This is a genomic window from Pseudomonas sp. GM55 (assembly GCF_000282395.1).
Classification (GTDB): Bacteria; Pseudomonadota; Gammaproteobacteria; order Pseudomonadales; family Pseudomonadaceae; genus Aquipseudomonas; species Aquipseudomonas fluorescens_CC.
Genome location: NZ_AKJJ01000015.1, coordinates 1 through 24,123, shown reverse-complemented (window position 1 = coordinate 24,123; position 24,123 = coordinate 1). Strand labels below are relative to the sequence as shown.

Genomic DNA, 24,123 nt, shown 5'->3' with positions numbered 1-24,123 from the left:
TGTCCGATATGAAGAGCTTGTAGTTATAGATGACGATTCCAGCAGCGGGCGACTGAAAACGCCGCCCCTGACTATTTTTTTCCTGTAGGAAAACTTACCGCACCCAGTCACGGTCTACAGAGCCGCAAATTGAGTGATTTATCTCCAGAGGTTCTAAGCAGATGGCAGCAGTACTCGTCGGTCAGTTCCATGCAAGAGACGCGCAAGGCCGTATTTATTCGGTGCACGAATTCCAGGAATCCACCCCGGCGGTAGACGGTTCAGGGCCTGTCACCACCTACAAGCTGGCCATTGGCGACCGTGTCAACAAGGTCGACGACAATGAATTTCTGTTGGTGCAAACCGGCGTTACCATTATCCGCGAACCGCAAACCATCAGCGTTTCATAACTCATCGTTATGAGCAGAAGTCATATGCGCGGACTTGGGGTAGGATTCAGCCACTGACTCCTCCACCTGCTGAACATGGACTTCACGCATGCGCTTACGCCATATCGAAGTGATCCAGGCGCTCTTGCAGACCGGTCACCTGGGCACCGCCGCCGAATGGCTGCAGTTGCCGGTGACCGAAGTCGAGCGTTTGCTGCGCGATGCCGAGGATCAGTTGGGTTTCATGCTGTTCGCCAGCGTGCGCGGACGATTACAGGCCACCCGCGAAGCGCGGGAATTGCAGGCGGAAATTGCCCGGGTCTACGACGCGCTCGAACCCGTACAACGCCTGGCCAACAGCCTCAGGCAATACCTGGCGCCACCACTGCGAGTCATCTGCACCCCGCCTCTCGCCAATCAATTGCTGCCACACAGCATCGCGGCCCTGCGCCGACGCCTGCCCGACGCACCTTGCACACTGCTGAGCCAGCCGACCCGCGACATCGTCAGATCTCTGCTGTTGCGTGAAAGCGATCTGGGGCTGAGCCTGCACGACCCGGATCACGCCGACATCGATTGCCAGGTGATTGCCCAGGGCAAACTTCAGTTGCTCGCCCCCCATGGCTGGCTGCAACCGAAACAGAAATACATTTCACTGCAGGATCTGGCCGGCCAATCAATGATCGGCCTGGAGGGGCACGACCCGCTGAGTCCGGCACTGGAAAACAAACTGCACGGCTTGCGCCCTGCTCCAGTGATTCAGACCCGGGTGCAGACGCATCAGATGATGCGCAGCATGGTCGAGGCCGGTGAAGGCCTGGCCATCGTCGACCCCTTCACCGCCCTCGGCGCCAAAGCCTCGGGACTGGACACCTGCCCGCTGGCGCCCGCCGTCCCGATCAGTCTCTACGCCCTGTCCCTGAAAAACGCCGAACCGTCTGCGGCGGTTCAGACCCTGCTGGCCATCGTCACGGAACAAGCCGCGGCGATGCTGACGAACTGAGCGAGCTTTCCAAGGGATTTTCGAACAATCGATACCAGAATAGCGCCACTTCGGCGGTGTTCGGATCGATGCCGCGATAGCGCAGATGGTCGATCCCGCCAATCACGTAACCGCAGCGTTCATAGAGTCGGCAGGCACCGAGGTTGTTGTTCTGGGTTTCGAGCATGATGCCCGGGAGTTTTTTCTTGCGGCTCCAGAATTGCGCCACATCCAGAAGCGCCTTGGCCACTCCGTGCCGTCGGGCCGGCGCATGCACCGCCAGTTCGTCGATATGGGCAAAGCCGTTCCAGTTGGTGCTGACCACCAGATGCCCCACGGGCTGGTCATCCAGATAGGCCATGAAAATCGCGCTGTCGGCGGTATCGCGAAAGCTGCTGAATTCCTCGGGGTCAATGCCGTAGCACTTGCGATAAGGCGTGATCGGGGTAACCGGCCACTGTGCCACCGGCGTACCTAATTCGGCCGCACCGTAGGCCGCGACTTCAAAACTGAAATCACTGCCCCAGATATAGGCGGCAAAACCGTCATCGGCAACCCGTACCGACAAGCCTGGATAAATCGGATTCATAACCGGCTGCATACTGGGAAAGGTCCTCACTCCTTGATGCAATCGACGGTGTAGCACCGCCCATTGCTCTGATCTTCGTGTTGCAATCCGTGCACATCAGCAACGAACCCCGGGAAACTGCTATCGAACGTGCGGGCAAACGCCAGGTAATCGATGATCGAGCGAGTCGACTCGGTAAAACGCTCGCCAGGCATGATCAGCGGAATGCCGGGGGGGTACGGCACCAGCATCACCGCGGCGATCCGCCCGTCCAGCGCATCGATCGACACGGCTTCGACTTCACCCCGCACCAATTGATCATAGGCGTCCGCCGGTTTCATCGCGACTTCCGGCAGTACGGTGTACATGCGCTTGAGGTGCCTGGCGGTGGCGTTGCTGCGATAACAGGCATGCAACTGATCGCACAGATCACGCAGGCCCATACCCCGATACCGCGCCACATTCTCTTGCGCCACGCAAGGCAGGCAACTGGCCAGACTGACGTTGGCGTCATAGCTGCGCTTGAACTCCAGCAATTCGGTGAGCAGCGTGCTCCACTTGCCTTTGGTGATGCCCATGGAGAACAGCACCAGGAACGAATACAGCCCGGTTTTCTCGACCACCAGGCCACGCTCCCAAAGGAACTTGCTGACCACCGCCGCCGGAATCCCGCGCTCGCTGAGGGCACCACCGGCCGTCAGCCCCGGCATCACCAGCGTGACCTTGATCGGGTCGAGCAACACATAATCCTCGGTCACGCCGCCAAAACCATGCCAGTCGGCATCGGGCTGCAGCAACCAGTCCTCGGTGACGACCCGCTCGATGCCTTCCGCCGACGGCGGTTGCCAGATCGAAAACCACCAGTCATCCGCAGCAATGTGCTGTCGCAAGTTAGCCAGCGCCCGGCGAAAACTCAGGGCTTCGTCGAACATTTCCTGCAACAGCGAACGCCCGGCCGGCCCCTCCATCATTGCCGAGGCCACATCCAGCGAGGCGATGATGCCGTACTGCGGCGAAGTCGAGATGTGCATCATGAATGCTTCGTTGAAGCGATCCCGGTCCAGTTGCCGTGCGCCGCCATCGCGCACATGAATCATCGACGCCTGACTGAATGCCGCCAGCAACTTGTGAGTGGAATGGGTGGTAAACACCAACGGGCTGTCTTCATCACGGGACGTGCCCATGCCGTAGCGCCCGGCAAAAAACTCATGAAATGCCGCATAGGCGTACCAGGCCTCGTCGAAGTGCAACACCTCAACGCTATTGCCCAGTTGCTGCCTGATCAGCTCGGCGTTGTAACAGAGGCCGTCATAGGTCGAATTGGTCACCACAGCGAGCTTGACCTTCGGTGAACGCCCCTTGGTCAGCGGGCTGGCGTCGATCTTGGCCTGGATCGATTCGCGGCTGAACTCACTCAGGGGAATCGGGCCGATGATCCCCAGCTCATTACGCTCCGGACACAAGTACAGCGGGATCGCACCGGTCATGATGATCGAGTGCAGCACCGACTTGTGGCAATTGCGATCCACCAGCACCAGGTCATCGCGAGCGACCACCGAGTGCCAGACAATCTTGTTGGCCGTGGAGGTGCCATTGATCACGAAAAAGGTGTGATCGGCGCCGAAATTGCGTGCTGCACGGGCCTCGGCTTCCGCCAGGGGACCGGTGTGATCGAGTAAAGAGCCGAGTTCCGGCACCGACACCGAAAGATCCGAGCGCAGGGTGTTTTCCCCGAAAAACTGGTGGAACGCCTGCCCGACCGGGCTTTTGTGATACGCCACACCCCCGCCGTGACCGGGGGTGTGCCAGGAATAGTTGGAATCCGCCGTGTGTTGCACCAATGCCTTGAAAAACGGCGGCAACAGGCCATCAAGGTATTTGCGCGCGGCACGGGCCACCTGTCGGGCGAGAAAGGGCACCGTGTCTTCAAACAGGTAAAGGATGCCACGCAACTGATTGAGCTCGGCCATGGCATCGGCGGGCGCGTTTTCCAGGGTCACTTTTTCGCCCAGGGCAAAGATCGGCAGATCCGGCGCACGCACTCGCGCCAGACCGATCAGTTCGGCCATGTTTTGCAACAAATGCAAATGGGTGCTGGCGTCCTCAGACGCAATCAACATGCAGGACAGGCCATGGTAAGTCGACGCCACCAGACGTCCTTCGGTGTAGTCCACCGCCGAAACGACGCTGAATCCTTCCTGCTCCAGCTCCCGGGCAATCCCCCGCACACGGTCGCCGGCGACGCTGTCGGCCTTGATGTCGCGATGGACAATCAGGACCGGAAATTTCAAATCTTTATACATGAGGCTCAGTGTCCTGAGGCGGCAGACCAGAGCCTGCCAATCACCTCAGGGTAGAGTGTTGCAGCGGATGTAGCGAGTGCGATGCCCTTAAATGGGTCACAAAATGCCCCTTTTTTTGAAAGGGTTAGGCCTGGGCTTCAGCCTCTGCCAACTGCACCCACAACGCCGGAGCGCCAGCGGATTTGCTGATGATTTCCAGGCGCGCGGCGTGGCGGGCCAGGTCATCTTCACTGGCGCGGATGATACGCGTCGGCTGGCGGTCTGCCGGCAAACGGCGGATCTCGGTGGCTGAATTGTCTGCCCCTTCACCGGATCCATTGCCATCGGACGCATTACCGGCCAGGGAGAGACTGGTCTGCCCCCCGGTCATGGTCAGGTAGACGTCGGCAAGAATCTCGGAGTCGAGCAAGGCGCCGTGCAATTCACGGCCGGAGTTGTCGACGCCATAGCGCTTGCACAAGGCGTCAAGGCTGTTGCGCTGCCCCGGGTGACGTTCCCGGGCCATGATCAGGGTATCGAGGATCGTGCAGTGCTGCGTGATGTCCGCGCGGTCCTGCCGCCCCATCAGGGCGAATTCGTTGTTGATGAAGCCAACGTCGAACGCCGCGTTATGGATGATCAGTTGCGCGCCCTTGATGAACTCGAAGAACTCTTCGGCCACTTCGGCAAAACGCGGTTTGCCCACGAGGAACTCGTTGGTGATGCCGTGTACGCCGATGGCGCCCTCGTCACTTTCGCGATCGGGTTGCAGGTACACGTGAAAGTGCCGGCCCGTCAGGCGTCGGCCGATCAACTCGACACAACCGATTTCGATAATCCGGTGGCCGTCGGTCACCGGCATGCCGGTGGTTTCGGTGTCGAGTACAACGGATCTGGTGGCCATCAGTGCTCAGCTCTCAATCGGTCAATCGTGCAAAAGCGGCGATGTTAACATGCTCGCCGGGGTCTTTCAGATACACCGGGCTATCTGTAGGAGCTGGCTTGCCGGCGATAGCGGTCATGAGGTCAACGCGATCCAGCCCCCAATCGCCGGCAAGCCGGCGCCTACAGGGTTCGGAGTAAACTCAAGTCTGCTTGTACCCACGCACTTCATCCACGCCACGGTTGGCCAACTGGTCGGCCCGTTCGTTACCGTGATGGCCAATGTGTCCGCGCACCCACTTCCAGGTGACCTTGTGGCGATTGACCTGCTCGTCGAGCAACTTCCACAGATCAGCGTTTTTCACCGGTTCCTTCGCCGCGGTTTTCCAGCCGCGCTTCTTCCAGTTGTCCATCCACTCGTTGATGCCTTTCATCACGTACTGGGAGTCGGTCACCAGCAGCACGTCACAGGGACGCTTGAGCTCTTCCAGACCACGGATCGCGCCCATCAACTCCATGCGGTTGTTGGTGGTATTGGCTTCGCCGCCCCAGAGCTCCTTTTCGACGCCCTTGCATACCAGCAGTGCGCCCCAACCGCCAGGGCCCGGGTTGCCCTTGCAGGCGCCGTCGGTGAACAGTTCTACGCTATCGCTCATGCCAATCTATCCAGAAAATGCGCTGGCCCGCCGATCGCTGATCGACGACGCCCGAAGCCGGGACAGACCCGGCCGCAATTAAAAAGTGTGTATTACGGTTCGATGTTGCGACGGTTGACCTTGGCCATCGGCAAAGGAATCAGCTTGCCCATTGGCTCGCGCCGTTCCTGACGAACTGGTCGCAGGCCCACCACGATCTTGCGCGCCACCAATAAATAGAAGCCGCCGCCCGACAGTTGCCAGTCACCGGCCTTGCGCTCCCAACCGGCCAGGCGGGTCTGCCATGCCGGTGACGCAAGCGGCGGACGATAGCACCCGAAGCGGCGTTTCTCCAGCGCGAAGCCCAGCAGGTTCAGCCAGTCCGCGACCCGTGACGGCGAAATGCAGCGCGCCTTGCGCAGCGCATCCTGGGCAAACACGTGCCGCAGGCCCCAAGCGCTCCAGGGATTGATGCCAATGATCAGCAAATGCCCGCCGGGCCGTACGCTGCTTGCCGCCTCGCGAAGCAAACCGTGGGGCGACAGGCAGAAATCCAGGCCATGCTGCAATACCACCACATCGGCAGCGTGCTCGCTCAGCGGCCAGGCCTGTTCCTCACAAACGATCTCCACCCCCGGCAACGGCGCGCCAAGGCGCACGTTACGCTGCACCTGCGGCGCTGACGGTGGGGGCTGGGCCGAGGGACCGTAATGCACCAGATAACCACCAAAGAACCGCCCGAGCTCGTCTTCGAGCATGCGCCGCTCTTCGTCCAGCAGAAATTGCCCGATCGGGCCTGCCAGCCACTCGCGGGCCGCGCTGATCAACGCCAGCCAGTCAGGATCAGCCTGTGCGAACGCTTTATCAGTCATTGCATTCTCCAACGCGCCAGGAAGTTCTAAGATGCGCCATTGTTTTCCGCTTGGCGAATCCGACGATGATACAGATCACTGCCCTGCCTGCCTTCACCGACAACTACATCTGGTTGTTACAAGACCACGGCAGCAAACGCTGCGCGGTGGTCGACCCGGGTGATGCCGCCCCGGTACAAGCCTGGCTCGTGGCCAATCCGGGTTGGGTACTGAGTGATATTTTGATCACTCACCACCATCATGACCACGTCGGCGGCGTCGAATTGCTGAAGAAAGCGACAAACGCGAAAGTCTATGGTCCGGCCAGCGAAAAGATCCCGGCGCGGGACGTTGCGCTCAAGGACAACGACAAGGTCAGCGTGCTCGGCTGGGACTTCGATATCTTCGCCGTCCCTGGCCACACCCTGGGGCATATCGCCTATTACCATCACGGGTTGCTGTTCTGCGGCGACACCTTGTTTGCCGCCGGCTGCGGGCGGTTGTTCGAAGGCACGCCACAGCAAATGTACAGCTCGCTGACACGCCTCGCGGCGTTGCCGGAAGACACGCTGGTCTACTGCACCCACGAATACACCCTCAGTAACCTGAAGTTTGCAGCGGCCGTCGAACCGGACAATCCGGACACCGCCGAGCGCCTGGCCAAAGTCACCCGGCAACGGGAATCCGGAATCATCACGCTGCCGTCGACACTGGCGCTGGAAAAGCTCACAAACCCGTTTTTGCGCTCCGGCGAAACATCCGTTAAAGAAAAAGCGGACGAACGGACCGGCACCGATAACTCGGCGCCCGATATGGTTTTTGCTGCTCTTCGAGCTTGGAAAGATACGTTCTAAAGGGATCTCAAAAGGTTGCAACAATTCTGAAAGGTTGACCGCGCTGGGTGCGCTTCCTAGAATCGCCCGACATTTTTGCCCGGAACTTACTTCCAGCCAATGTCGTCACCTATTCGCAAAGCCATCAGTTCAGACGCATTGACCCGCTTGGCTCAAGCCATCGCGGTGGCTGTGTCCGCCACCCTGGCGGGCTGTTCCAGCCATGCGCCGCAGACTGATGCGGCGCATACGCCGAACATCGCCGCGCGCGCCAAGCAGAAGCCGATCTGGCTCAGCGAAAAACCCAGCCCGCAGATTCCGCAGGACGTCTGGGAGCGCATGCGCCAGGGCTTCCAGTTGCAGGACGGGCTGGGTGTCAATCCGCGCATCGAGCAACAGCGCCTCTGGTTCGCCAGCAATCCATCCTTCCTGGAAAACGCCGGCGAACGTGGCAGCCTCTACATTCACTACATCGTCGAACGCCTTGAAGAGCGCAACATGCCGCTGGAACTGGCACTGCTGCCAGTGATTGAAAGTGCCTACAACCCGATGGCCTATTCCAGGGCCGACGCGGTGGGTCTTTGGCAATTCATCCCCTCCACCGGGCGCTACTTCAACCTGCGTCAAACCCGATTCTATGATGGCCGGCGCGACATCACCGCGTCGACCACCGCCGCGATGGATTACCTGACCCGCCTGCACGACATGTTCAACGGCGACTGGTTGCTGGCCCTGGCGGCCTACAACGCCGGCGAAGGCACCGTCAGCCGGGCCATCGAGCGCAACGAGCGCCTCGGCCTGCCAACCGACTACTGGAACCTGCCGCTGCCGTCCGAAACCCAGGCCTACGTGCCGAAGCTGCTGGCGCTGTCGCAAGTGGTGATGGCACCGGAAGCCTACGGCGTGAACCTCAACCCGATCGCCAACGAACCCTACTTCCAGGTCGTCGAAATCAACCAGCGCATGGACCTGTCCAAGGTGGCTGAAGTTGCCAACATCGACGAAGACGAACTGTTCCAGCTCAACCCGGCCTTCAAGCAGCGCACCACCATCGACGGCCCGCAGCACCTGCTGGTGCCGACCTCCAAGGCGCAACTGCTGACCAGCAGCCTGCAGACCATGCGTCCTGAAGAGTTGATCAGCAAGAAATCGCTCAAGCCGGTCTTCGAAGGTGCCGACGACACCCAGGTTGCCAGCGCCAGGCGTTCCTACCGGGTCAAACGGGGTGACAACCTCGGTTCCATCGCCAAGGCCAACAACGTTGACGTGAAGGACCTGCAACGCTGGAACAACATGACCGGCAAGAATCTCAAGCCCGGCCAGACCCTGGTCATGCAGGACAACGACAAACGCAGCTCCGGGCGGGTCAACACCGTGATTGCGGCGAATAACAAGAAGCAGCAGACCACGTACAAGGTCCAGCAAGGCGACTCACTGTACATCGTGGCCAAGCGCTTCAACGTAGAGATGCAGCACCTCAAGCGCTGGAACCCACGTGTCGGCCAGGCGCTGAAGCCCGGTCAGATGTTGACGGTGGCCAATCCGCATTAAAAAACAGCCCCTGAATTCAGGGGCTTTTTTATGCCTGCGCAGTTTTTGTGGCGAGCACAAAACCTGTAGGAGCTGGCTTGCCAGCGAAGGCTGGCCTGACAGACGAAATGGATGTTGACTGTACCGGCGCCTTCGCTGGCAAGCCAGCTCCTACAGGATTGTGACCCGCCGATATTGCGCATTTACCCCCCGTCTTTTTCCTGTCCATACAAGCTGTTACTGTACGATCCATAATACCCAAGCCGCCTGGATCGGATCCCCTATTTGAAGCGTCCCCTGCCCCTGCTCCTGATCAGCCTGGCCTTGAGCTCCACCGCAAGCGCGACGATCAGCGAAAGCCATGGTTATGCGCAGTTCGGCACGCTCAAGTACCCGGCCCGATTTACCCACTTCGACTGGGTCAACCCGCAAGCGCCCAAGGGCGGTACGTTGCGGGTGATGGCGTTTGGCACCTTCGATACGCTCAACCCGTACACCTTCAAGGGCACCAGCCCGGTCACCACACCGAACTTCCTGCAATACGGCATCAACGAACTCAACGAGCCGCTGATGGTTGGCACCGGGCAGTACGCGCCTTCGGGTGACGAGCCCGCGTCCAGCTATGGCCTGATTGCCCAGTCGGTGGAGTACAGCGAGGACCGCAGCTGGGTGGTGTTCAACCTGCGTCCTGAAGCACGCTTCCATGACGGTACGCCGATCACCGCCTACGACGTCGCGTTCTCCTATCGCTTGCTGCTCAAGGAAGGCCATCCGCTGTACCGCACCAGCCTTCAGGAAGTGCAGCGGGTCGACATCCTCAACCCGCAGCGGGTCCGTTTCGTGTTCAAGCGTGCCGGCAATCCGCTGCTGATCCTGCGCCTGGGCGAAATGCCGGTGCTGGCGCAACACTACTGGAAAGGTCGCGACTTCAAGGCCACCACCTTTGAGCCGCCGCTGGGCAGCGGGCCGTATCGCATCACGTCGGTCACGCCAGGGCGACAGATCGTCTTCGAACGGGTCGAGGATTACTGGGGCAAGGACCTGCCGGTCAATCGCGGCAAGTACAACTTCGACCGCATGGAAGTCGAGTTCTACCGCGACAGCGACGTGGCGTTCGAGGCTTTCAAGGCCGGTGAGTTCGACATCTATATCGAGCATCAGGCGAAGAACTGGGATACCGGCTACAACTTTCCCGCCATACGTCGCGGCGAGGTGATCAAGGCACAGATCCCCCACCAGATCCCGACCCAGACCCAGGGCCTGTTCATGAACAGCCGTCGCCCGACATTCTCGGACGCCAGGGTCCGTGAAGCGCTGGGGCTGATGTTCAACTTCGAATGGACCAACCGCACACTGTTCGGCGGTGCCTACCAACGCGCCATGAGCTACTACCCCAACAGTGAGTTCTCGGCCAGCGGTTTACCGGCCGGGCATGAGTGGCTGTTGCTCAAGCCCTATCGTGAACAGCTGCCGGCCAGGCTCTTTACCGAACCATTCAGCCTGCCGCAGACCGACGGGCGCGGCATCCCCCGGGAGACCTTGCGCAAAGCCCTCGGCCTGCTCGCCGAAGCCGGCTGGAAGCTCAATGGCCAGCGCCTGCAAAACGCTGCCGGGCAACCCTTGCGGCTGGAGCTGTTGCTGGTCAATCCGAATCTGGAACGCATCCTCCAGCCTTACGTCGAGAACCTCGCCAGCATCGGCATCGATGCGCGGCTGCGCACAGTCGATCGCGCGCAATACAAGCAGCGCCTCGACCAGTTCGATTTCGACATGATTCTGATGACCCTCAACCAGACCCTCAGCCCGGGCCTGGAGCAGTGGCAGTACTTTCACTCCAGCCAGGCCGGGGTCAAGGGCAGCAAGAACTACGCCGGCATCGCCAACCCGGTGGTTGACCAGTTGCTCGAACAGTTGCTGGCCGCCCGGACCCGCGACGATCAAGTCGCCGCCACCAAGGCCCTCGACCGCGTGCTGCTGTGGCAGCACTACATCGTACCCAACTGGTACCTCAATTATCACCGCCTGGCGTACCGCAACCGGCTCGCCTTCGTCACCACGCCGCCCTATGCCCTGGGCCTGAACGCGTGGTGGCTGAAATCTTCGGAGAAAGATCAATGAACCCCATCCGCACCCTGCTCCTGCAGGCCAGCGGCCTGTTGTTCGCCGGGCTGGCCTGCGCCGCCCCGCAACACGCAGTGACCCTGTACAACGAGCCGCCGAAATACCCGGCCGACTTCAAGCACTTCGACTACGTCAATCCGGACGCGCCCAAGGGCGGGATATTCCGTCAGGCCGGTTTCGGCGGCTTCGACAGCCTCAACCCGTTCATCAGCAAAGGCGTGCCGGCGGACGATATCGGCATGATCTACGACACCCTGGCCAAGCAAGGCCTGGACGAACCGTTCACCGAGTACGGCCTGATCGCCCGGCTGATCGAAAAAGCCCCGGACAACGGTTGGGTGCGCTTCTACCTGCGCCCCGAAGCACGCTTCCATGATGGCCATCCGGTTCGCGCCGAAGACGTGGTGTTCAGCTTCCAAATGCTGACCAAGGACGGCGCGCCGATGTACCGCGGCTACTACAGCGACGTAGCGGAAGCGATCGCCGAAGACCCGCTCACCGTTCTGTTCAAGTTCAAGCACACCAATAACCGCGAGCTGCCGCTGATCCTCGGCCAGTTGCCGGTGCTGCCCAAGCACTGGTGGGCCGACCGCGATTTCAACAAGGGCAACCTGGAAATTCCGCTGGGCAGCGGCCCGTACAAGGTCAGCGAAGTAAAGGCCGGGCGCTCGGTACGCTATGAGCGCGTCAAGGATTACTGGGGCAAGGACCTGCCGGTCAACCGGGGTTTCTATAACTTCGACGTGATGACCACCGATTACTACCGCGACAACACCGTGGCCCTGGAAGCATTGAAGGCCGGGCAGTTCGACTACTGGCTGGAAATGACCGCAAAAAACTGGGCCAATGCCTACAACGTTCCGGCGGTCACCGAAGGCCGGCTGGTCAAGGAACAGATTCCCAACGGCAATCCAACCGGTATGCAAGGGTTCGTATTCAATTTGCGCCGCCCGGTGTTCCAGGATGTGCGCGTGCGTCAGGCCTTGTCGCTGTTGCTGGACTTCGAATGGACCAACAAGCAGCTGTTCAACAGCGCCTATGCGCGTACCCGCAGTTATTTCGAGAACTCGGAAATGGCCGCCACCGGCCTGCCGGATGCCGATCAGGTGGCGATCCTCGACCCGTTGCGCAGCAAGCTGCCGCCGCAAGTCTTCAGCGAAGCGTTCCAGAACCCGAGCACCGACGGCAGCGGCATGATCCGCACCCAGCAACGGGAAGCCTATCAACTGCTGCAGGAAGCCGGCTGGCGCATCGTCGATGACAAGATGGTCGATGCCAGCGGCAAACCGGTAGTCATCGAGTTCCTGCTGGCCCAAACTGAATTCGAACGTGTGTTGTTGCCGTTCAAGCGCAATCTGAGCGATCTGGGAATCGACCTGGTGATTCGCCGGGTCGACGTCTCGCAATACATCAACCGCGTGCGTTCCCGGGACTTCGACATGGTCGTCGGCAGCTTTCCGCAATCCAATTCGCCAGGTAACGAACAACGGGAATTCTGGATGTCGGCCGCCGCCGACAAACCCGGCAGCCGCAATTCCATGGGCCTGAAAGACCCGGTGGTCGATCAACTGGTCGAGCAACTGATCAACGCCGAGTCGCGCAAGAGCCTGGTGGCTCATGCCCGCGCGCTGGACCGCGTTCTGCAATGGGGCTATTACGTAATACCCAACTGGCACATCAAGACCTGGCGCGTGGCGTACTGGAACCACATTGGCCACCCGAAGGTCTCGCCTAAATACGATATAGGCACGGCCACCTGGTGGGTCAAGCCCGACATCAAGCCTGCGATAGAAGTCGAAACCACACTGCAGGCCGAGCCTGCGGGCACGGAGTAATCAGATGCTGGCGTACATTTTTCGGCGACTGCTGCTGATCATTCCGACCCTGTTCGGCATCCTGCTGATCAACTTCGTGATCATCCAGGCCGCTCCGGGCGGGCCGGTGGAACAGATGATCGCCAAACTCGAAGGCTTTGAAGGCGCCACCAGCCGCATCGCCGGCGGCGGTGCCGAAGTCTCGGTGGCAGGCTCGGCCTATCGCGGCGCCCAGGGCCTGGACCCGGCGCTGGTCAAGGAAATCGAGCACATGTACGGCTTCGACAAATCGGCGCCGGAACGCCTGTGGATCATGGTCAAGAACTATGCGTCCCTGGATTTCGGCGACAGTTTCTTCCGCGACGCCAAGGTCATCGACCTGATCAAGGAAAAGATGCCGGTGTCGATCTCCCTCGGGCTGTGGAGCACGCTGATCATGTACCTGGTCTCGATCCCGCTGGGGATCGCCAAGGCCACGCGGCACGGCAGCCACTTCGACGTCTGGACCAGTTCGGCGATCATCGTCGGCTACGCGATCCCGGCGTTCCTGTTCGCCATCCTGTTGATCGTGGTATTTGCCGGCGGCAGTTACCTGGACTGGTTCCCGTTGCGCGGGCTGACCTCGAACAACTTCGATGAACTGAGCATGGGCGGTAAGGTCCTCGACTACTTCTGGCACCTGGCGCTGCCGGTGACCGCGCTGGTCATCGGCAACTTCGCGACCATGACCCTGCTGACCAAGAACAGCTTCCTCGACGAGATCAACAAGCAGTACGTGATCACCGCCAAGGCCAAGGGCCTGACCAACCACCGCGTGTTGTACGGTCACGTGTTCCGCAACGCCATGCTGCTGGTGATCGCCGGATTCCCTTCAGCGCTCATCGGCATCTTCTTCACCGGCTCGTTGCTGGTGGAGGTGATCTTCTCCCTCGACGGTCTCGGCCTGATGAGTTTCGAGGCGGCGATCAACCGCGATTACCCGGTGGTGTTCGGCACGCTGTTCATCTTCACCCTGCTCGGGCTGGTGGTGAAACTGATCGGCGACCTCACCTACACCTTTGTCGATCCGCGCATCGACTTCGAAAGCCGGGAGCATTGAGATGAACCTGTCCCCCCTCAATCGCCGGCGCTTCGAACTGTTCAAGGCCAACAGGCGTGGCTGGTGGTCGTTGTGGCTGTTCCTGATCCTGTTCGGCGCCAGCCTCGGCGCCGAGCTGATCGCCAACGACAAGCCGCTGGTGGTGCACTACGACAACAACTGGTACTTCCCGGCGCTCAAGCGCTACCCGGAAACCACCTTCGGCGGCGAATTTCCCCTGGAGGCGAACTACAAGAGCCCGTATATCCGCGAACTGCTCAAGGCCAAGGACGCCTGGGTGCTGTGGGCGCCGATTCCCTACAGCTACCAGAGCATCAACTACGACCTGAAAGTCCCGGCCCCGGCCCCACCCTCGATGGACAACCTGCTGGGCACCGACGATCAAGGCCGCGATGTGCTGGCCCGGGTGATCTACGGCTTTCGTATTTCGGTGCTGTTCGCCCTGACCCTGACCGTGCTCAGTTCGATCATCGGCGTGATCGCCGGGGCCTTGCAGGGTTTCTACGGCGGCTGGGTGGATCTGGCCGGGCAGCGCTTCCTGGAGATCTGGTCCGGACTGCCGGTGTTGTACCTGCTGATCATCCTCGCCAGTTTCGTGCAGCCCAACTTCTGGTGGTTGCTGGGGATCATGCTGCTGTTCTCGTGGATGAGCCTGGTGGACGTGGTGCGCGCCGAGTTCCTGCGCGGGCGCAACCTGGAATACGTGCGCGCCGCCCGCGCTCTGGGCATGCAGAACGGCGCGATCATGTTCCGCCATATCCTGCCCAATGCGATGGTCTCGACCATGACCTTCATGCCGTTCATCCTCACCGGCGCCATCGGCACATTGACCGCCCTGGACTTCCTCGGCTTCGGCCTGCCGGCGGGCAGCCCTTCGCTGGGTGAACTGGTGGCCCAGGGCAAATCCAACCTGCAGGCGCCGTGGCTGGGCATCAGCGCCTTTGCGGTGCTGGCCTTGATGTTGAGTTTGCTGGTGTTCATCGGCGAGTCCGCTCGCGATGCCTTCGACCCGAGGAAGTGAAATGAATCAGCACAATCTGATCGAAGTGCGCGACCTGTCCGTCGACTTTGTCGTCGGCAATCGCTGCCAGCGGGCGGTCGAAGGCATCAGCTTCGACATCAAGCGCGGCGAAACCCTGGCGCTGGTCGGGGAAAGCGGTTCCGGTAAATCAGTCACCGCACACTCGATCCTGCGCCTGCTGCCCTACCCGCTCGCCCGGCATCCGTCCGGCACCATCGAATATTCCGGGCAGAACCTGCTGGACCTGAAAGAAAAAACCATCCGCCACATTCGCGGTAACCGGATTGCGATGATCTTCCAGGAGCCGATGACCTCGCTCAATCCCCTGCACTCGATCGAGAAACAGATCAATGAGGTGCTGGGCATCCACAAGGGCCTGACCGGCAAGGTCGCAACCAAGCGCACCCTGGAGCTGCTGGAGATGGTCGGCATCCCCGAGCCGCACAAGCGTCTAAAGGCCCTGCCCCACGAATTGTCCGGCGGCCAGCGTCAGCGGGTGATGATCGCCATGGCCCTGGCCAACGAGCCGGAACTGCTGATCGCCGACGAGCCAACCACAGCGCTGGACGTGACCGTTCAGCTGAAAATCCTCGAATTGCTCAAGGAACTGCAGACCCGATTGGGCATGGCGCTGCTGCTGATCAGCCATGATTTGAACCTTGTGCGAAGAATTGCGCATCGCGTATGTGTCATGCAGCAAGGTTGCATCGTCGAACAGGCATCGTGCGAAGAATTGTTCCGCGCGCCGCAGCATCCGTACACTCGGGAACTGCTGGCAGCGGAGCCCGGCGGCAAGCCGGCAAGCAATGTGATCGGCCCGCCCTTGCTGGCGGTCGAGGACCTGAAAGTCTGGTTTCCGATCAAGAAAGGCTTGCTCAAGCGCACGGTGGATTACGTCAAGGCGGTGGACGGCATCAATTTCAGCCTGCCCCAGGGCCAGACCCTGGGGATCGTGGGTGAAAGCGGCTCCGGCAAATCGACGCTGGGTCTGGCGATTTTGCGGTTGATCGCCAGCAAAGGCGCCATTCGCTTTGAAGGCCAGGCGCTCGATAGCCTGACGCAGCAACAGGTCCGGCCGCTGCGACGGGAGATGCAAGTGGTGTTTCAGGACCCGTTTGGCAGCCTGAGCCCGCGGATGTGCGTGAGCCAGATCGTTGGCGAAGGCCTGCGGATCCACAGGATGGGCAGCAAGGCGGAACAGGAACAAGCGATCATTGCAGCACTGAAGGAGGTAGGCCTGGATCCGGAAACCCGGCACCGCTACCCCCACGAATTTTCCGGCGGGCAACGGCAGAGAATCGCCATTGCCCGGGCATTGGTGTTAAAACCGGCGTTGATTTTGCTGGACGAGCCGACTTCGGCCCTCGACCGCACGGTACAACGCCAGGTAGTGGAGCTTTTGCGTTCACTGCAAACCAAGTACAACCTGACGTATCTGTTTATCAGCCATGACCTGGCTGTGGTGAAAGCGCTGAGCCACCAGTTGATGGTGGTCAAGCATGGCCAAGTGGTCGAACAGGGAGACGCGCAAAGCATTTTTGCCGCCCCCCAACATCCGTATACACAGCAGTTGCTGGAAGCCGCTTTCCTGGCTCCGGACACTGCGCAATAACCTGAAAGAGAGGAGCAACACATGGGTTTTCTCGCCGGTAAGCGCGTACTGATCGTCGGTGTCGCCAGCAAGCTGTCCATCGCATCCGGCATCGCTGCCGCCATGCATCGCGAGGGCGCTGAGCTTGCCTTCACTTATCAGAACGACAAACTCAAGGGTCGTGTCGAAGAGTTCGCACAAGGCTGGGGTTCGAGCCCTGAGCTGTGCTTCCCGTGCGACGTGGCCAGCGATGAAGAAATCGCCAAGGTCTTCGAAGAACTGAGCAAGAAGTGGGATGGCCTGGACTGCATCGTGCACTCCGTGGGCTACGCGCCTGGCGACCAACTGGACGGCGACTTCACCGAAGCCACCACCCGTGAAGGTTTCCGCATCGCTCACGACATCAGCGCCTACAGCTTCGTGGCCCTGGCCAAGGCCGGCCGCGAAATGATGAAAGGCCGCAACGGCAGCCTGCTGACCCTGTCGTACCTGGGCGCCGAGCGCACCATGCCGAACTACAACGTAATGGGCATGGCCAAGGCTTCCCTGGAAGCTGGCGTACGCTACCTGGCCGGCTCCCTGGGCCCGGACGGTACTCGCGTCAACTGTGTATCGGCAGGTCCGATCCGCACCCTCGCCGCTTCCGGCATCAAGAACTTCCGCAAGATGCTGGCCGCCAACGAAGCGCAAACCCCACTGCGCCGCAACGTCACCATCGAAGAAGTCGGCAACGCCGGCGCCTTCCTGTGCTCGGACCTGGCGTCCGGCATCAGCGGTGAAATCATGTACGTGGACGGTGGTTTCAACACCACGGCCATGGGCAGCCTCGAAGAGTAATCTTCGGTCGGCCAAAAAAACCCGCCTCTTCCGGCGGGTTTTTTATGCCTGCGATTTCCCCGGGCGATGCAGTCCTCCTGTAGGAGCGAGCTTGCTCGCGAAAAACCCGGGCACACCGCGTTCATCCAGGCTTGCAGCGTTATCGTTGACGACCATCGCGAGCATGCTCGCTCCTACAAGGTCAGTGTTAAGTCAGACAGTTGGCAAACAACCGTTGAATCGGCTGATTACGCTGGCTGTAACGCTGCAACAAGACAATCTCTCTATAGAAGGTCAACTCACCCAACCGAATCACCCTGACCTTCGCCCCATGCTCAAGCCACAGCCCCGCCTCCGGCAGCAGGGAAATCCCCAGGCCACACTCGACCATTTTGACAATGGCCTCCAGTTCATCCAGTTCCAGCGCCACGTGTACTTCGATCTGTTGCTCACGCAGAAAGCGCGTCACCAGTCGCCCGCCAAACGAATTGCGGTCGTAGCGCACATGAGGGTGCTCGGCGAGCAGTTGCAACGGATCATCGCCTTCCAGGTCCGCCGGTACGATCAGCACGAACGGCTCCCGGCGAATCACCTGCGCGAACAACTCCTTGGGCAACTCGAACGGTGGCTTGATCAGGATCGCCAGATCCACTTCTCCCGTGTCCACCTGGCTCAGCAGGTTCAGCGATACACCGGGCACCAGCTTGGGTTCCAGCAAGGGTGCCTGCTGGCGCAATCGCAGCAGCGCCTGTGGCAGCAACCCGGTCTGCGCCGTCGCCACCGCGCCGATTTTCAACTCGCCACGGTACTCACTGACGTCGTCACTGACGGCCATGCGGCTGAAGGTTTCGAGCATTTCCCTGGCCATCGGCAATGCACGCTGCCCCGCCGCATTGAGCAGTGCCTGGCGGCCGGTGCGATCGAACAGACGGATGCCGAGGGCCTGTTCCAGGTTGCGAATCTGCGCGCTGACCGCCGATTGCGTCAGGCCGATGTGCATGCCGGCCGCGGCGAAGGTGCCGTGACGCGCCACGGCGACAAAGGTTTTCAGTTCTCGCAGCATAGCGGCCTCGATTAATCGAAATAATTTGAGCTCGACGCAAAAATTATCGTCTTTCAATCAAAAAGCACAGAGCTAAACTCAACACACTCCCACCCGCCACCGAGGTACGCCCGATGCAACTGTCCCCTTTTCACCTGGCCATTCCTGTCTACGATTTGCCTGCCGCCCGGCGCTTTTACGGTGCGGTGTTTGGCCTGGAGGAAGGTCGATCAAGCGATCACTGGGTGGATTTCAATTTCTTCGGTCATCAACTGGTGATCCACCTGGCGCCGAAAAGCCCGGCACAGGAAGCCGCGCACACCAATGCCGTTGATGGTCACGATGTGCCGGTGCCGCATTTTGGCGTGGTGCTCGGCATGGCGGAATGGCAGGCGCTGGCCGAACGGCTGAAGTCGCTGGGGACTCGCTTCGTGATCGAGCCGGGCATTCGTTTTCAGGGGCTGGTGGGTGAACAGGCGACGATGTTTCTGTTTGACCCTTGCGGTAATGCGCTGGAGTTCAAGGCGTTCAAGGATATCGGGCAGTTGTTTGCCAAGTGAAATTATGTGGTGCCTGTCAGGGCCACTTCGTCGGAACGCCGCCCGGACCAAGCCCGCTCCCACGGGGATTTGTGGTGATCCGGCAAGTTGCGAACAACGCCGGCCACTGTGGGAGCGGGCTTGCCCGCGATGAGGCCCGCCCATACAGAACCGCCCTAACGGCTCAATAAACCCTCGGCTTCCCCCAGCAGCTCCTCGATCGAATCATGAACCTCAGGGTCATACTCGACCTGGACAACGCGGAACCGAATGTCATAGCTGCGATGCGCCGTGGCATTGCGCTCGTCGAGTATCTCATCGAGTCGTGCCTTGATCGCTGCAATCTCCACGACACTGGAACCGGTCAGCAACGCCACGAACCGGTCGCCTTCGAGCCGTCCGACCACATCGTTTTCACGAAAGCCGATACGCAGGACATCGGCGAATGTCTTGAGCGCATCGTCACCTTTGGTCCGGCCATACAGATAGCAGATGTGCTTGAACTCATCGAGGGTGAAGTACAGCAGCGTCGCCGGCGTCTCCAGCTTTCGGCAAGCGTCCAGCCCGAGCCGGGCCAGTTCGCTGAAGCCATGGCGATTGGACAACAGCGTCAACTCATCCATGCTCGCCATTTGCACGCCCGCCAACTCTCGCTCGGCCTGGCGCGCCAGATCGCGTAGCCGTTCACGTTCTTGCTGTGGTGTAAGCAACGGGTTGGCGGATCGCCCCGATTTGCCCGCTTTGCCTGAGATCAACATCGTTCACTCCTTTGGCAGGTATGCACGTTAGAGTCGCCCATGCCCGCATTGACTCCCTGTTTGCGTGCCACTGGTCAGCTACCCGAGACCGGGCACGGCCCTCCTGCATCGGCCCAGCGCTTGAACCGGGTGACGAAGATATCGTGGGGCACCGGCACCGGCGCGCGGTTGCCGCCCGGATTCCAGCCCCAAAGCACCAGCTTGTCGTCGCTGACGTGTTTGATCAGCGCGGCGAAATCCCGATCGCCGTTGCTGGAGCGATCCTTGATCATCGCGCATAGCTGGTCGGCCGGCAGGCCGATCCAGGCCATCCGGTGCGCTGCCGGCGGCAGGCTCCAGTGTGGCGCTCCGGGTGGCGCGTGAGGTCCATAACTGGCCGGTGGATTGCCTTGGGCATGGCACGTCGCACAGGGCAACCCAGCCGAGCCCTTGCCGTCCATGCCACGCACGACATTCATCGCGTGCGGCACCCCGGCATCGAATTGCAGCGGCGAATCACCGGGAATGTGGCAGTTCTGGCAACGAGGGCTCTGGAAGACCTCCTGCACGGTGTCGAACGCCTGCAAGGCCTCGCGGTCATCGGCGAACACGTGCGATGCGTAGGCGACGAGACAGATCAGGATCACCGCCCCAAGCAACCAATGATGTCGTTTCATCTCACACCCCCGACAACTGCAACGGCAGCTCCCGCAGACGCTGCCCGGTCAGGGCAAACACCGCGTTGGCCACCGCCGGGGCCGTGGGTGGCACACCGGCTTCGCCGATGCCGCCGGGCTTGTCGCTGCTGGGCACGATATGCACTTCGACCACCGGCATTTCGTTGAGCCGCAGTACCTGATAGTCGTGGTAGTTGGACTGCACCACCTGCCCGTGCTTGAGCGTCAGTTTGCTGTGCAAGGTGAAGCCGAGGCCAAAGGTAATGCACGACTCCATCTGCGCGGCGATGCTCTGCGGGTTGACCGCGATGCCGCAGTCCACTGCACACACCACCCGGTGCACGCGGATGGCGAGGTTGTCCTGGGACACTTCGGCCACCTGAGCCACGTAACTGCCGAACGACTCGTGCACCGCCACACCCAGTGCATGGCCATCCGGCAGCGGTGCCTTCCAGTCGGCTTTCTCCACCGCAAGGTTCAGCACACCGAGGTGGCGCGGATGGTCCTTGAGCAAAGTGCACCGATATTCCACCGGATCCTTGCCCGCTGCCGTGGCCAGTTCATCAATCAGCGATTCCATGACAAACGCGGTGTGGGTGTGCCCCACCGAACGTAACCACAACACGCTGATCCCGGTCTGCGGTGAGTGCAGTTCAATCTGGTGATTGGCCAGCCCTTCGAAGTAGGGGCTGTCGGCCACGCCTTCGACGGAGGTCTTGTCGATCCCGTCCTTGACCATGCTCGCTTCCAGCGAGGTGCCGGCCATGATCGACTGCCCGACCAGCACATGCTTCCAGGCCAGTGGCAGGCCGTCGGCATCCAGCCCGATGCGCGCATGGTGCAGGAACGCCGAGCGGTAATAGCCACCCCGAATGTCGTCCTCCCGCGCCCACACGGTTTTCACCGGTGCACCGGCGGCCTTGGCGACATACACCGCTTCGCTGACGAAATCCGACGTCGGATTGGCCCGTCGCCCGAATCCGCCGCCAAGAAACTCGGTATGGATCTCGACCTGTTCGGGCTTGAGCCCGGTGATTTTCCCGGCGACCATTTGGTCCAGAGTCTGAAACTGGGTACCGGTCCAGATTTCGCACTTGTCCCTGGTGATGCGCACCGTGCAGTTCAGCGGTTCCATCGGCGCGTGGGCCAGATAAGGCACGCTGTATTCAACGTCGATGGTCTTGGCCGCTTTGGCCAGCGCAGCCTGGGTATCGCCGGCCTGACCGGCGTTCAGGCCGGGGGTGGCGGCGAGTTTGCGGAAACTTTCCAGCAGCGCCTGGCTATCGAGCCCGGCATTCGGCCCCGGGTTCCAGTCGATTTTCAGCGCATCGCGCCCCAGCTTCGCCGCCCAATAATGATCGGCAATCACCGCGATACCTGTCGGCACCTGCACCACTTTGTGTACACCCGGAATCGCCAGCGCTTCGGCACCCTCAAAGGATTTGACGCTACCGCCGAACGTGGGTGAACGGGCGACCATCGCCGTCATCAGCCCGTCGAACTGCACGTCCATGCCGAATTTCGCCCGCCCGGTGATTTTCTCCGGTGTGTCCAGACGCCTGGTGGGTTTGCCGATCAGCCGCCAGTCCTTGGCGTCCTTGAGTTTGATCGAGGCCGGGTCCGGCCGAGGCAATTGTCCTGCGTCATCGGCCAATTCGCCATAGGTGGCGCGATGCTCGCCAGCGATGACCACGCCCGACTCGGTTTGAATCCCGGACGGCGGCACATTGAAACGCTTGGCCGCTGCCTCGATCAACATCAAGCGCGCCGCTGCGCCGGCCTGGCGATAGCGGTCGAATTCCATCCAGGTCGAGGTCGAACCACCGGTGATCTGCATCCCGCCAAACCCGGCCATGCCGTAATCGGCGGCCGATGCCGGAGCATGCTCGACGCGGATTTTCGACCAGTCGGCGTCGAGTTCCTCGGCAATCAGCATGGTCAGGCCGGTCCAGATGCCCTGGCCCATTTCCGAGTGACCCAGCAACACGGTGACGCTGTTGTCATTGCCAATGCGCAGGAAGGCGTTGGGTGCAAACACGTAGCCCTGGTTCTGCCCGCCCATGGCGAACCGGTGAGCGCCGGGAATGACAAACGCGACCACCAGCCCACCGCCCAGCCAGGCACTGCCCTTGAGAAAACCACGGCGCGATAACCTGTCGATGCCGTTCATGGCAACCTCAACCCAGCTCGGCGGCGCGCTTGACGGCGGCGCGAATCCGCGGATAAGTGCCACAGCGGCAGATGTTGCCGGACAGCGCCTGATCGATGTCGCTGTCGGTCGGTTTCGCAATCTTCGCCAGCAACGCCGCCGCCGACATGATCTGCCCGGACTGGCAGTAACCGCACTGGACCACGTCTAGTTCCGCCCAGGCCTGTTGCACCGGGTGCGAACCGTCCGCGGACAGGCCTTCGATGGTGAGAATCTTTTGCCCCTGGGCCACAGCCGTGGCCGGTGTGATGCAGGAACGTAGCGGCGCGCCGTCGACGTGCACGGTGCAGGCCCCGCATTGGGCGATGCCGCAGCCGAATTTGGTGCCGGTAAGGTGGGCCACATCGCGCAAGACCCAGAGCAACGGCATGTCGGCGGGGACATCCAGCTCCTGATCCTGGCCATTGATGTTCAGGGTCAGCATGGCGCAGTTCCTCAGGCTCACGATGATCTGAAGGGGCGCCGCTGCGGTCATGTCCAACCTGCGCGCGCCTCGGGCTATCCCTTCAGCTAAGCGCAAATTTGCCGACAGGCCGTGGCGCATCGACCACCGGTCACTTGTAGGAGCGAGCTTGCTCGCGAAAAACGTCAGTACAACGCGATCATTCAGACAGTGCGCGTTATCGTTGACGTCCGTCGTCGGATCGCCGCCCGGAGCAAGCTTCGCTCCTACACCCTCGGCTTGAGCAAAATACCGGTGTAACGCGACAGAAACAGCCCGAATGCCATACACCAAAGCAGCGCCGACACTCCCAATCCCCACCCGGAAAACGGCACCAGCAACACCCGTGACACACCCGCCACCAGCACCAGGGCAAATCCCACAACGATTACTTTCGAGGGCAGCAACGGCCGCCCTGTGTGACCCAGGCTGACCCGCGCGATCATCGCCAGGATCAACCCGCCGATACCACCGACGGCCAGCGAATGGGTGGCCAGGCTTTGTTGCGGCATCACGCCCAGGTGCCACAGCGCCATGGCCAGCGTCGCCACCGCGAGCCAGGCGTAAGCCAGATACAGCGACCACAGCAGCGGCACGCGCCACAGGCCGCGGTCATGCCAGCGCCACAGGCGCAGCAGATGCAAACCGCTCAGCAACGCAAACAACACCGCCAGCCACACACGCGGGACGTCGTTCAAACCGGCGGCAAACGACACCGCCGCCAGCAGGGCGCTGACCAGCAACACCTTGCCCGGCAACGGATAGGCCGCAGGCGTTGCCGGACGATTCAAGCCGCGCTGGATGAAGAACGGAATCACCCGCCCGCCGATCACGCTCATCAGCGCGCCCACCAGCCACAAAGAGGCCAGCACGCCACGGCGTTGCAGATTGACGTCATCAACGGCAAACCCCAGCAACGTCATCACCTGACACCCGGCCAGCAGCGACACCATCAACAGAATCGGATAATTCTCGCGCTTGCCCGCGGCCAGCAGATCGCGCCCCAATCCCCACGCCAGCAGCGGCAGGAACGGCACTTGCAGGGCCAGCAGCAAGGGCGTCGGTATCGGCAGGGGCCACGCCA

At 61.1% G+C, this 24,123-nt stretch carries 22 protein-coding genes; 11 read left to right on the top strand and 11 right to left on the bottom strand.

Annotation, left to right across the window (positions count from 1 at the left end; all coding sequences use genetic code 11):
• Positions 1-161 precede the first annotated feature (161 nt).
• Complete coding sequence (locus PMI31_RS02970) at positions 162-389, top strand: hypothetical protein (RefSeq protein WP_008016124.1); 228 nt, start codon at positions 162-164, stop codon at positions 387-389.
• An 88-nt stretch (positions 390-477) separates the two neighbouring features.
• Positions 478-1,371 carry a LysR family transcriptional regulator gene (locus PMI31_RS02965; protein ID WP_008016123.1) on the top strand — a complete coding sequence of 298 codons (894 nt, stop codon included), beginning with the start codon at positions 478-480 and terminating at the stop codon, positions 1,369-1,371.
• Here PMI31_RS02965 and PMI31_RS02960 read toward each other — a convergent pair.
• From PMI31_RS02960 to PMI31_RS02940, 5 genes are all read right to left on the bottom strand, one after another.
• On the bottom strand, positions 1,337-1,951 hold the full coding sequence (locus tag PMI31_RS02960; RefSeq protein ID WP_008016122.1) for a GNAT family N-acetyltransferase: 615 nt from the start codon (positions 1,949-1,951) through the stop codon (positions 1,337-1,339). The genes PMI31_RS02965 and PMI31_RS02960 overlap by 35 nt on opposite strands.
• A 14-nt stretch (positions 1,952-1,965) precedes the next feature.
• Entirely contained in the window at positions 1,966-4,221 is a 2,256-nt protein-coding gene (locus PMI31_RS02955; protein ID WP_008016121.1) for an Orn/Lys/Arg decarboxylase N-terminal domain-containing protein, read from the bottom strand.
• A gap of 124 nt (positions 4,222-4,345) precedes the next feature.
• Positions 4,346-5,104 (bottom strand): DNA polymerase III subunit epsilon, encoded by a 759-nt coding sequence (dnaQ, locus tag PMI31_RS02950; RefSeq protein WP_008016120.1) that lies wholly within the window; start codon positions 5,102-5,104, stop codon positions 4,346-4,348.
• A gap of 181 nt (positions 5,105-5,285) precedes the next feature.
• Positions 5,286-5,738 carry a ribonuclease HI gene (gene rnhA / locus PMI31_RS02945; RefSeq protein WP_008016119.1) on the bottom strand — a complete coding sequence of 151 codons (453 nt, stop codon included), beginning with the start codon at positions 5,736-5,738 and terminating at the stop codon, positions 5,286-5,288.
• A gap of 92 nt (positions 5,739-5,830) precedes the next feature.
• Entirely contained in the window at positions 5,831-6,589 is a 759-nt protein-coding gene (locus PMI31_RS02940; protein WP_008016118.1) for a methyltransferase domain-containing protein, read from the bottom strand.
• Between the two features lie 65 nt (positions 6,590-6,654).
• On the opposite strand from PMI31_RS02940, the gene gloB reads away from it, so the two are divergent.
• From gloB to fabI, 8 genes are all read left to right on the top strand, one after another.
• Positions 6,655-7,422: a hydroxyacylglutathione hydrolase gene (gene gloB, locus PMI31_RS02935; RefSeq protein WP_008016116.1), complete on the top strand. Its 768-nt coding sequence runs from the start codon at positions 6,655-6,657 to the stop codon at positions 7,420-7,422.
• Between the two features lie 99 nt (positions 7,423-7,521).
• Positions 7,522-8,952 (top strand): transglycosylase SLT domain-containing protein, encoded by a 1,431-nt coding sequence (locus PMI31_RS02930; protein ID WP_008016115.1) that lies wholly within the window; start codon positions 7,522-7,524, stop codon positions 8,950-8,952.
• A gap of 276 nt (positions 8,953-9,228) precedes the next feature.
• Positions 9,229-11,049, top strand: coding sequence for an extracellular solute-binding protein (locus PMI31_RS02925; protein ID WP_443216975.1), 1,821 nt, complete (start codon positions 9,229-9,231; stop codon positions 11,047-11,049).
• Complete coding sequence (locus PMI31_RS02920) at positions 11,046-12,887, top strand: extracellular solute-binding protein (RefSeq protein WP_008016113.1); 1,842 nt, start codon at positions 11,046-11,048, stop codon at positions 12,885-12,887. Before PMI31_RS02925 ends, PMI31_RS02920 begins: the two co-directional genes overlap by 4 nt.
• 4 nt (positions 12,888-12,891) lie before the next feature.
• Entirely contained in the window at positions 12,892-13,965 is a 1,074-nt protein-coding gene (locus PMI31_RS02915; protein WP_008016112.1) for a microcin C ABC transporter permease YejB, read from the top strand.
• A 1-nt stretch (position 13,966) separates the two neighbouring features.
• Entirely contained in the window at positions 13,967-14,986 is a 1,020-nt protein-coding gene (locus tag PMI31_RS02910; RefSeq protein WP_008016110.1) for an ABC transporter permease, read from the top strand.
• A gap of 1 nt (position 14,987) precedes the next feature.
• Positions 14,988-16,598, top strand: a complete 1,611-nt coding sequence (locus PMI31_RS02905) for an ABC transporter ATP-binding protein (protein ID WP_008016109.1) — start codon at positions 14,988-14,990, stop codon at positions 16,596-16,598.
• A gap of 21 nt (positions 16,599-16,619) precedes the next feature.
• A complete protein-coding gene (gene fabI / locus PMI31_RS02900) occupies positions 16,620-17,414 on the top strand; it encodes an enoyl-ACP reductase FabI (RefSeq protein ID WP_008016108.1) in 795 nt (264 codons plus the stop codon).
• Positions 17,415-17,601: 187 nt separating this feature from the next.
• Here the strand turns inward: fabI and PMI31_RS02895 are convergent, their stop codons facing one another.
• Positions 17,602-18,456 carry a LysR family transcriptional regulator gene (locus PMI31_RS02895; RefSeq protein WP_008016105.1) on the bottom strand — a complete coding sequence of 285 codons (855 nt, stop codon included), beginning with the start codon at positions 18,454-18,456 and terminating at the stop codon, positions 17,602-17,604.
• Positions 18,457-18,569: 113 nt separating this feature from the next.
• Between PMI31_RS02895 and PMI31_RS02890 the strand changes: the two genes are divergently transcribed.
• The gene (locus PMI31_RS02890) at positions 18,570-18,995 is read left to right on the top strand and encodes a VOC family protein (protein WP_008016104.1); all 426 of its coding nucleotides are present in this window, start codon (positions 18,570-18,572) and stop codon (positions 18,993-18,995) included.
• 155 nt (positions 18,996-19,150) lie between these two features.
• On the opposite strand, the gene PMI31_RS02885 is transcribed toward PMI31_RS02890, so the two are convergent.
• The 5 genes from PMI31_RS02885 to PMI31_RS02865 all read right to left on the bottom strand — a co-directional run.
• Complete coding sequence (locus tag PMI31_RS02885; protein ID WP_008016103.1) at positions 19,151-19,732, bottom strand: GGDEF domain-containing protein; 582 nt, start codon at positions 19,730-19,732, stop codon at positions 19,151-19,153.
• Between the two features lie 74 nt (positions 19,733-19,806).
• Positions 19,807-20,388, bottom strand: coding sequence for a hypothetical protein (locus PMI31_RS02880; protein WP_008016102.1), 582 nt, complete (start codon positions 20,386-20,388; stop codon positions 19,807-19,809).
• Position 20,389: 1 nt separating this feature from the next.
• The gene (locus PMI31_RS02875; RefSeq protein ID WP_008016101.1) at positions 20,390-22,558 is read right to left on the bottom strand and encodes a xanthine dehydrogenase family protein molybdopterin-binding subunit; all 2,169 of its coding nucleotides are present in this window, start codon (positions 22,556-22,558) and stop codon (positions 20,390-20,392) included.
• 7 nt (positions 22,559-22,565) lie between these two features.
• A complete protein-coding gene (locus PMI31_RS02870; protein WP_008016100.1) occupies positions 22,566-23,021 on the bottom strand; it encodes a (2Fe-2S)-binding protein in 456 nt (151 codons plus the stop codon).
• A gap of 245 nt (positions 23,022-23,266) precedes the next feature.
• Positions 23,267-24,123 (bottom strand): NnrS family protein (locus PMI31_RS02865; protein WP_008016099.1); only part of this gene is annotated, 857 nt, incomplete at its 5' end.

Bases quoted from the DNA above. Each gene is read 5' to 3' on its own strand.
- dnaQ (WP_008016120.1), bottom strand. From the start codon at position 5,104: ATGGCCACCAGATCCGTTGTACTCGACACCGAAACCACCGGCATGCCG.
- PMI31_RS02920 (WP_008016113.1), top strand. From the start codon at position 11,046: ATGAACCCCATCCGCACCCTGCTCCTGCAGGCCAGCGGCCTGTTGTTC.
- rnhA (WP_008016119.1), bottom strand. From the start codon at position 5,738: ATGAGCGATAGCGTAGAACTGTTCACCGACGGCGCCTGCAAGGGCAAC.
- PMI31_RS02965 (WP_008016123.1), top strand. From the start codon at position 478: ATGCGCTTACGCCATATCGAAGTGATCCAGGCGCTCTTGCAGACCGGT.
- PMI31_RS02960 (WP_008016122.1), bottom strand. From the start codon at position 1,951: ATGCAGCCGGTTATGAATCCGATTTATCCAGGCTTGTCGGTACGGGTT.
- PMI31_RS02890 (WP_008016104.1), top strand. From the start codon at position 18,570: ATGCAACTGTCCCCTTTTCACCTGGCCATTCCTGTCTACGATTTGCCT.
- PMI31_RS02915 (WP_008016112.1), top strand. From the start codon at position 12,892: ATGCTGGCGTACATTTTTCGGCGACTGCTGCTGATCATTCCGACCCTG.
- PMI31_RS02970 (WP_008016124.1), top strand. From the start codon at position 162: ATGGCAGCAGTACTCGTCGGTCAGTTCCATGCAAGAGACGCGCAAGGC.
- PMI31_RS02875 (WP_008016101.1), bottom strand. From the start codon at position 22,558: ATGAACGGCATCGACAGGTTATCGCGCCGTGGTTTTCTCAAGGGCAGT.
- PMI31_RS02940 (WP_008016118.1), bottom strand. From the start codon at position 6,589: ATGACTGATAAAGCGTTCGCACAGGCTGATCCTGACTGGCTGGCGTTG.
- PMI31_RS02895 (WP_008016105.1), bottom strand. From the start codon at position 18,456: ATGCTGCGAGAACTGAAAACCTTTGTCGCCGTGGCGCGTCACGGCACC.
- PMI31_RS02880 (WP_008016102.1), bottom strand. From the start codon at position 20,388: ATGAAACGACATCATTGGTTGCTTGGGGCGGTGATCCTGATCTGTCTC.
- PMI31_RS02885 (WP_008016103.1), bottom strand. From the start codon at position 19,732: ATGTTGATCTCAGGCAAAGCGGGCAAATCGGGGCGATCCGCCAACCCG.
- gloB (WP_008016116.1), top strand. From the start codon at position 6,655: ATGATACAGATCACTGCCCTGCCTGCCTTCACCGACAACTACATCTGG.
- PMI31_RS02955 (WP_008016121.1), bottom strand. From the start codon at position 4,221: ATGTATAAAGATTTGAAATTTCCGGTCCTGATTGTCCATCGCGACATC.
- fabI (WP_008016108.1), top strand. From the start codon at position 16,620: ATGGGTTTTCTCGCCGGTAAGCGCGTACTGATCGTCGGTGTCGCCAGC.
- PMI31_RS02870 (WP_008016100.1), bottom strand. From the start codon at position 23,021: ATGCTGACCCTGAACATCAATGGCCAGGATCAGGAGCTGGATGTCCCC.
- PMI31_RS02910 (WP_008016110.1), top strand. From the start codon at position 13,967: ATGAACCTGTCCCCCCTCAATCGCCGGCGCTTCGAACTGTTCAAGGCC.
- PMI31_RS02930 (WP_008016115.1), top strand. From the start codon at position 7,522: ATGTCGTCACCTATTCGCAAAGCCATCAGTTCAGACGCATTGACCCGC.
- PMI31_RS02905 (WP_008016109.1), top strand. From the start codon at position 14,988: ATGAATCAGCACAATCTGATCGAAGTGCGCGACCTGTCCGTCGACTTT.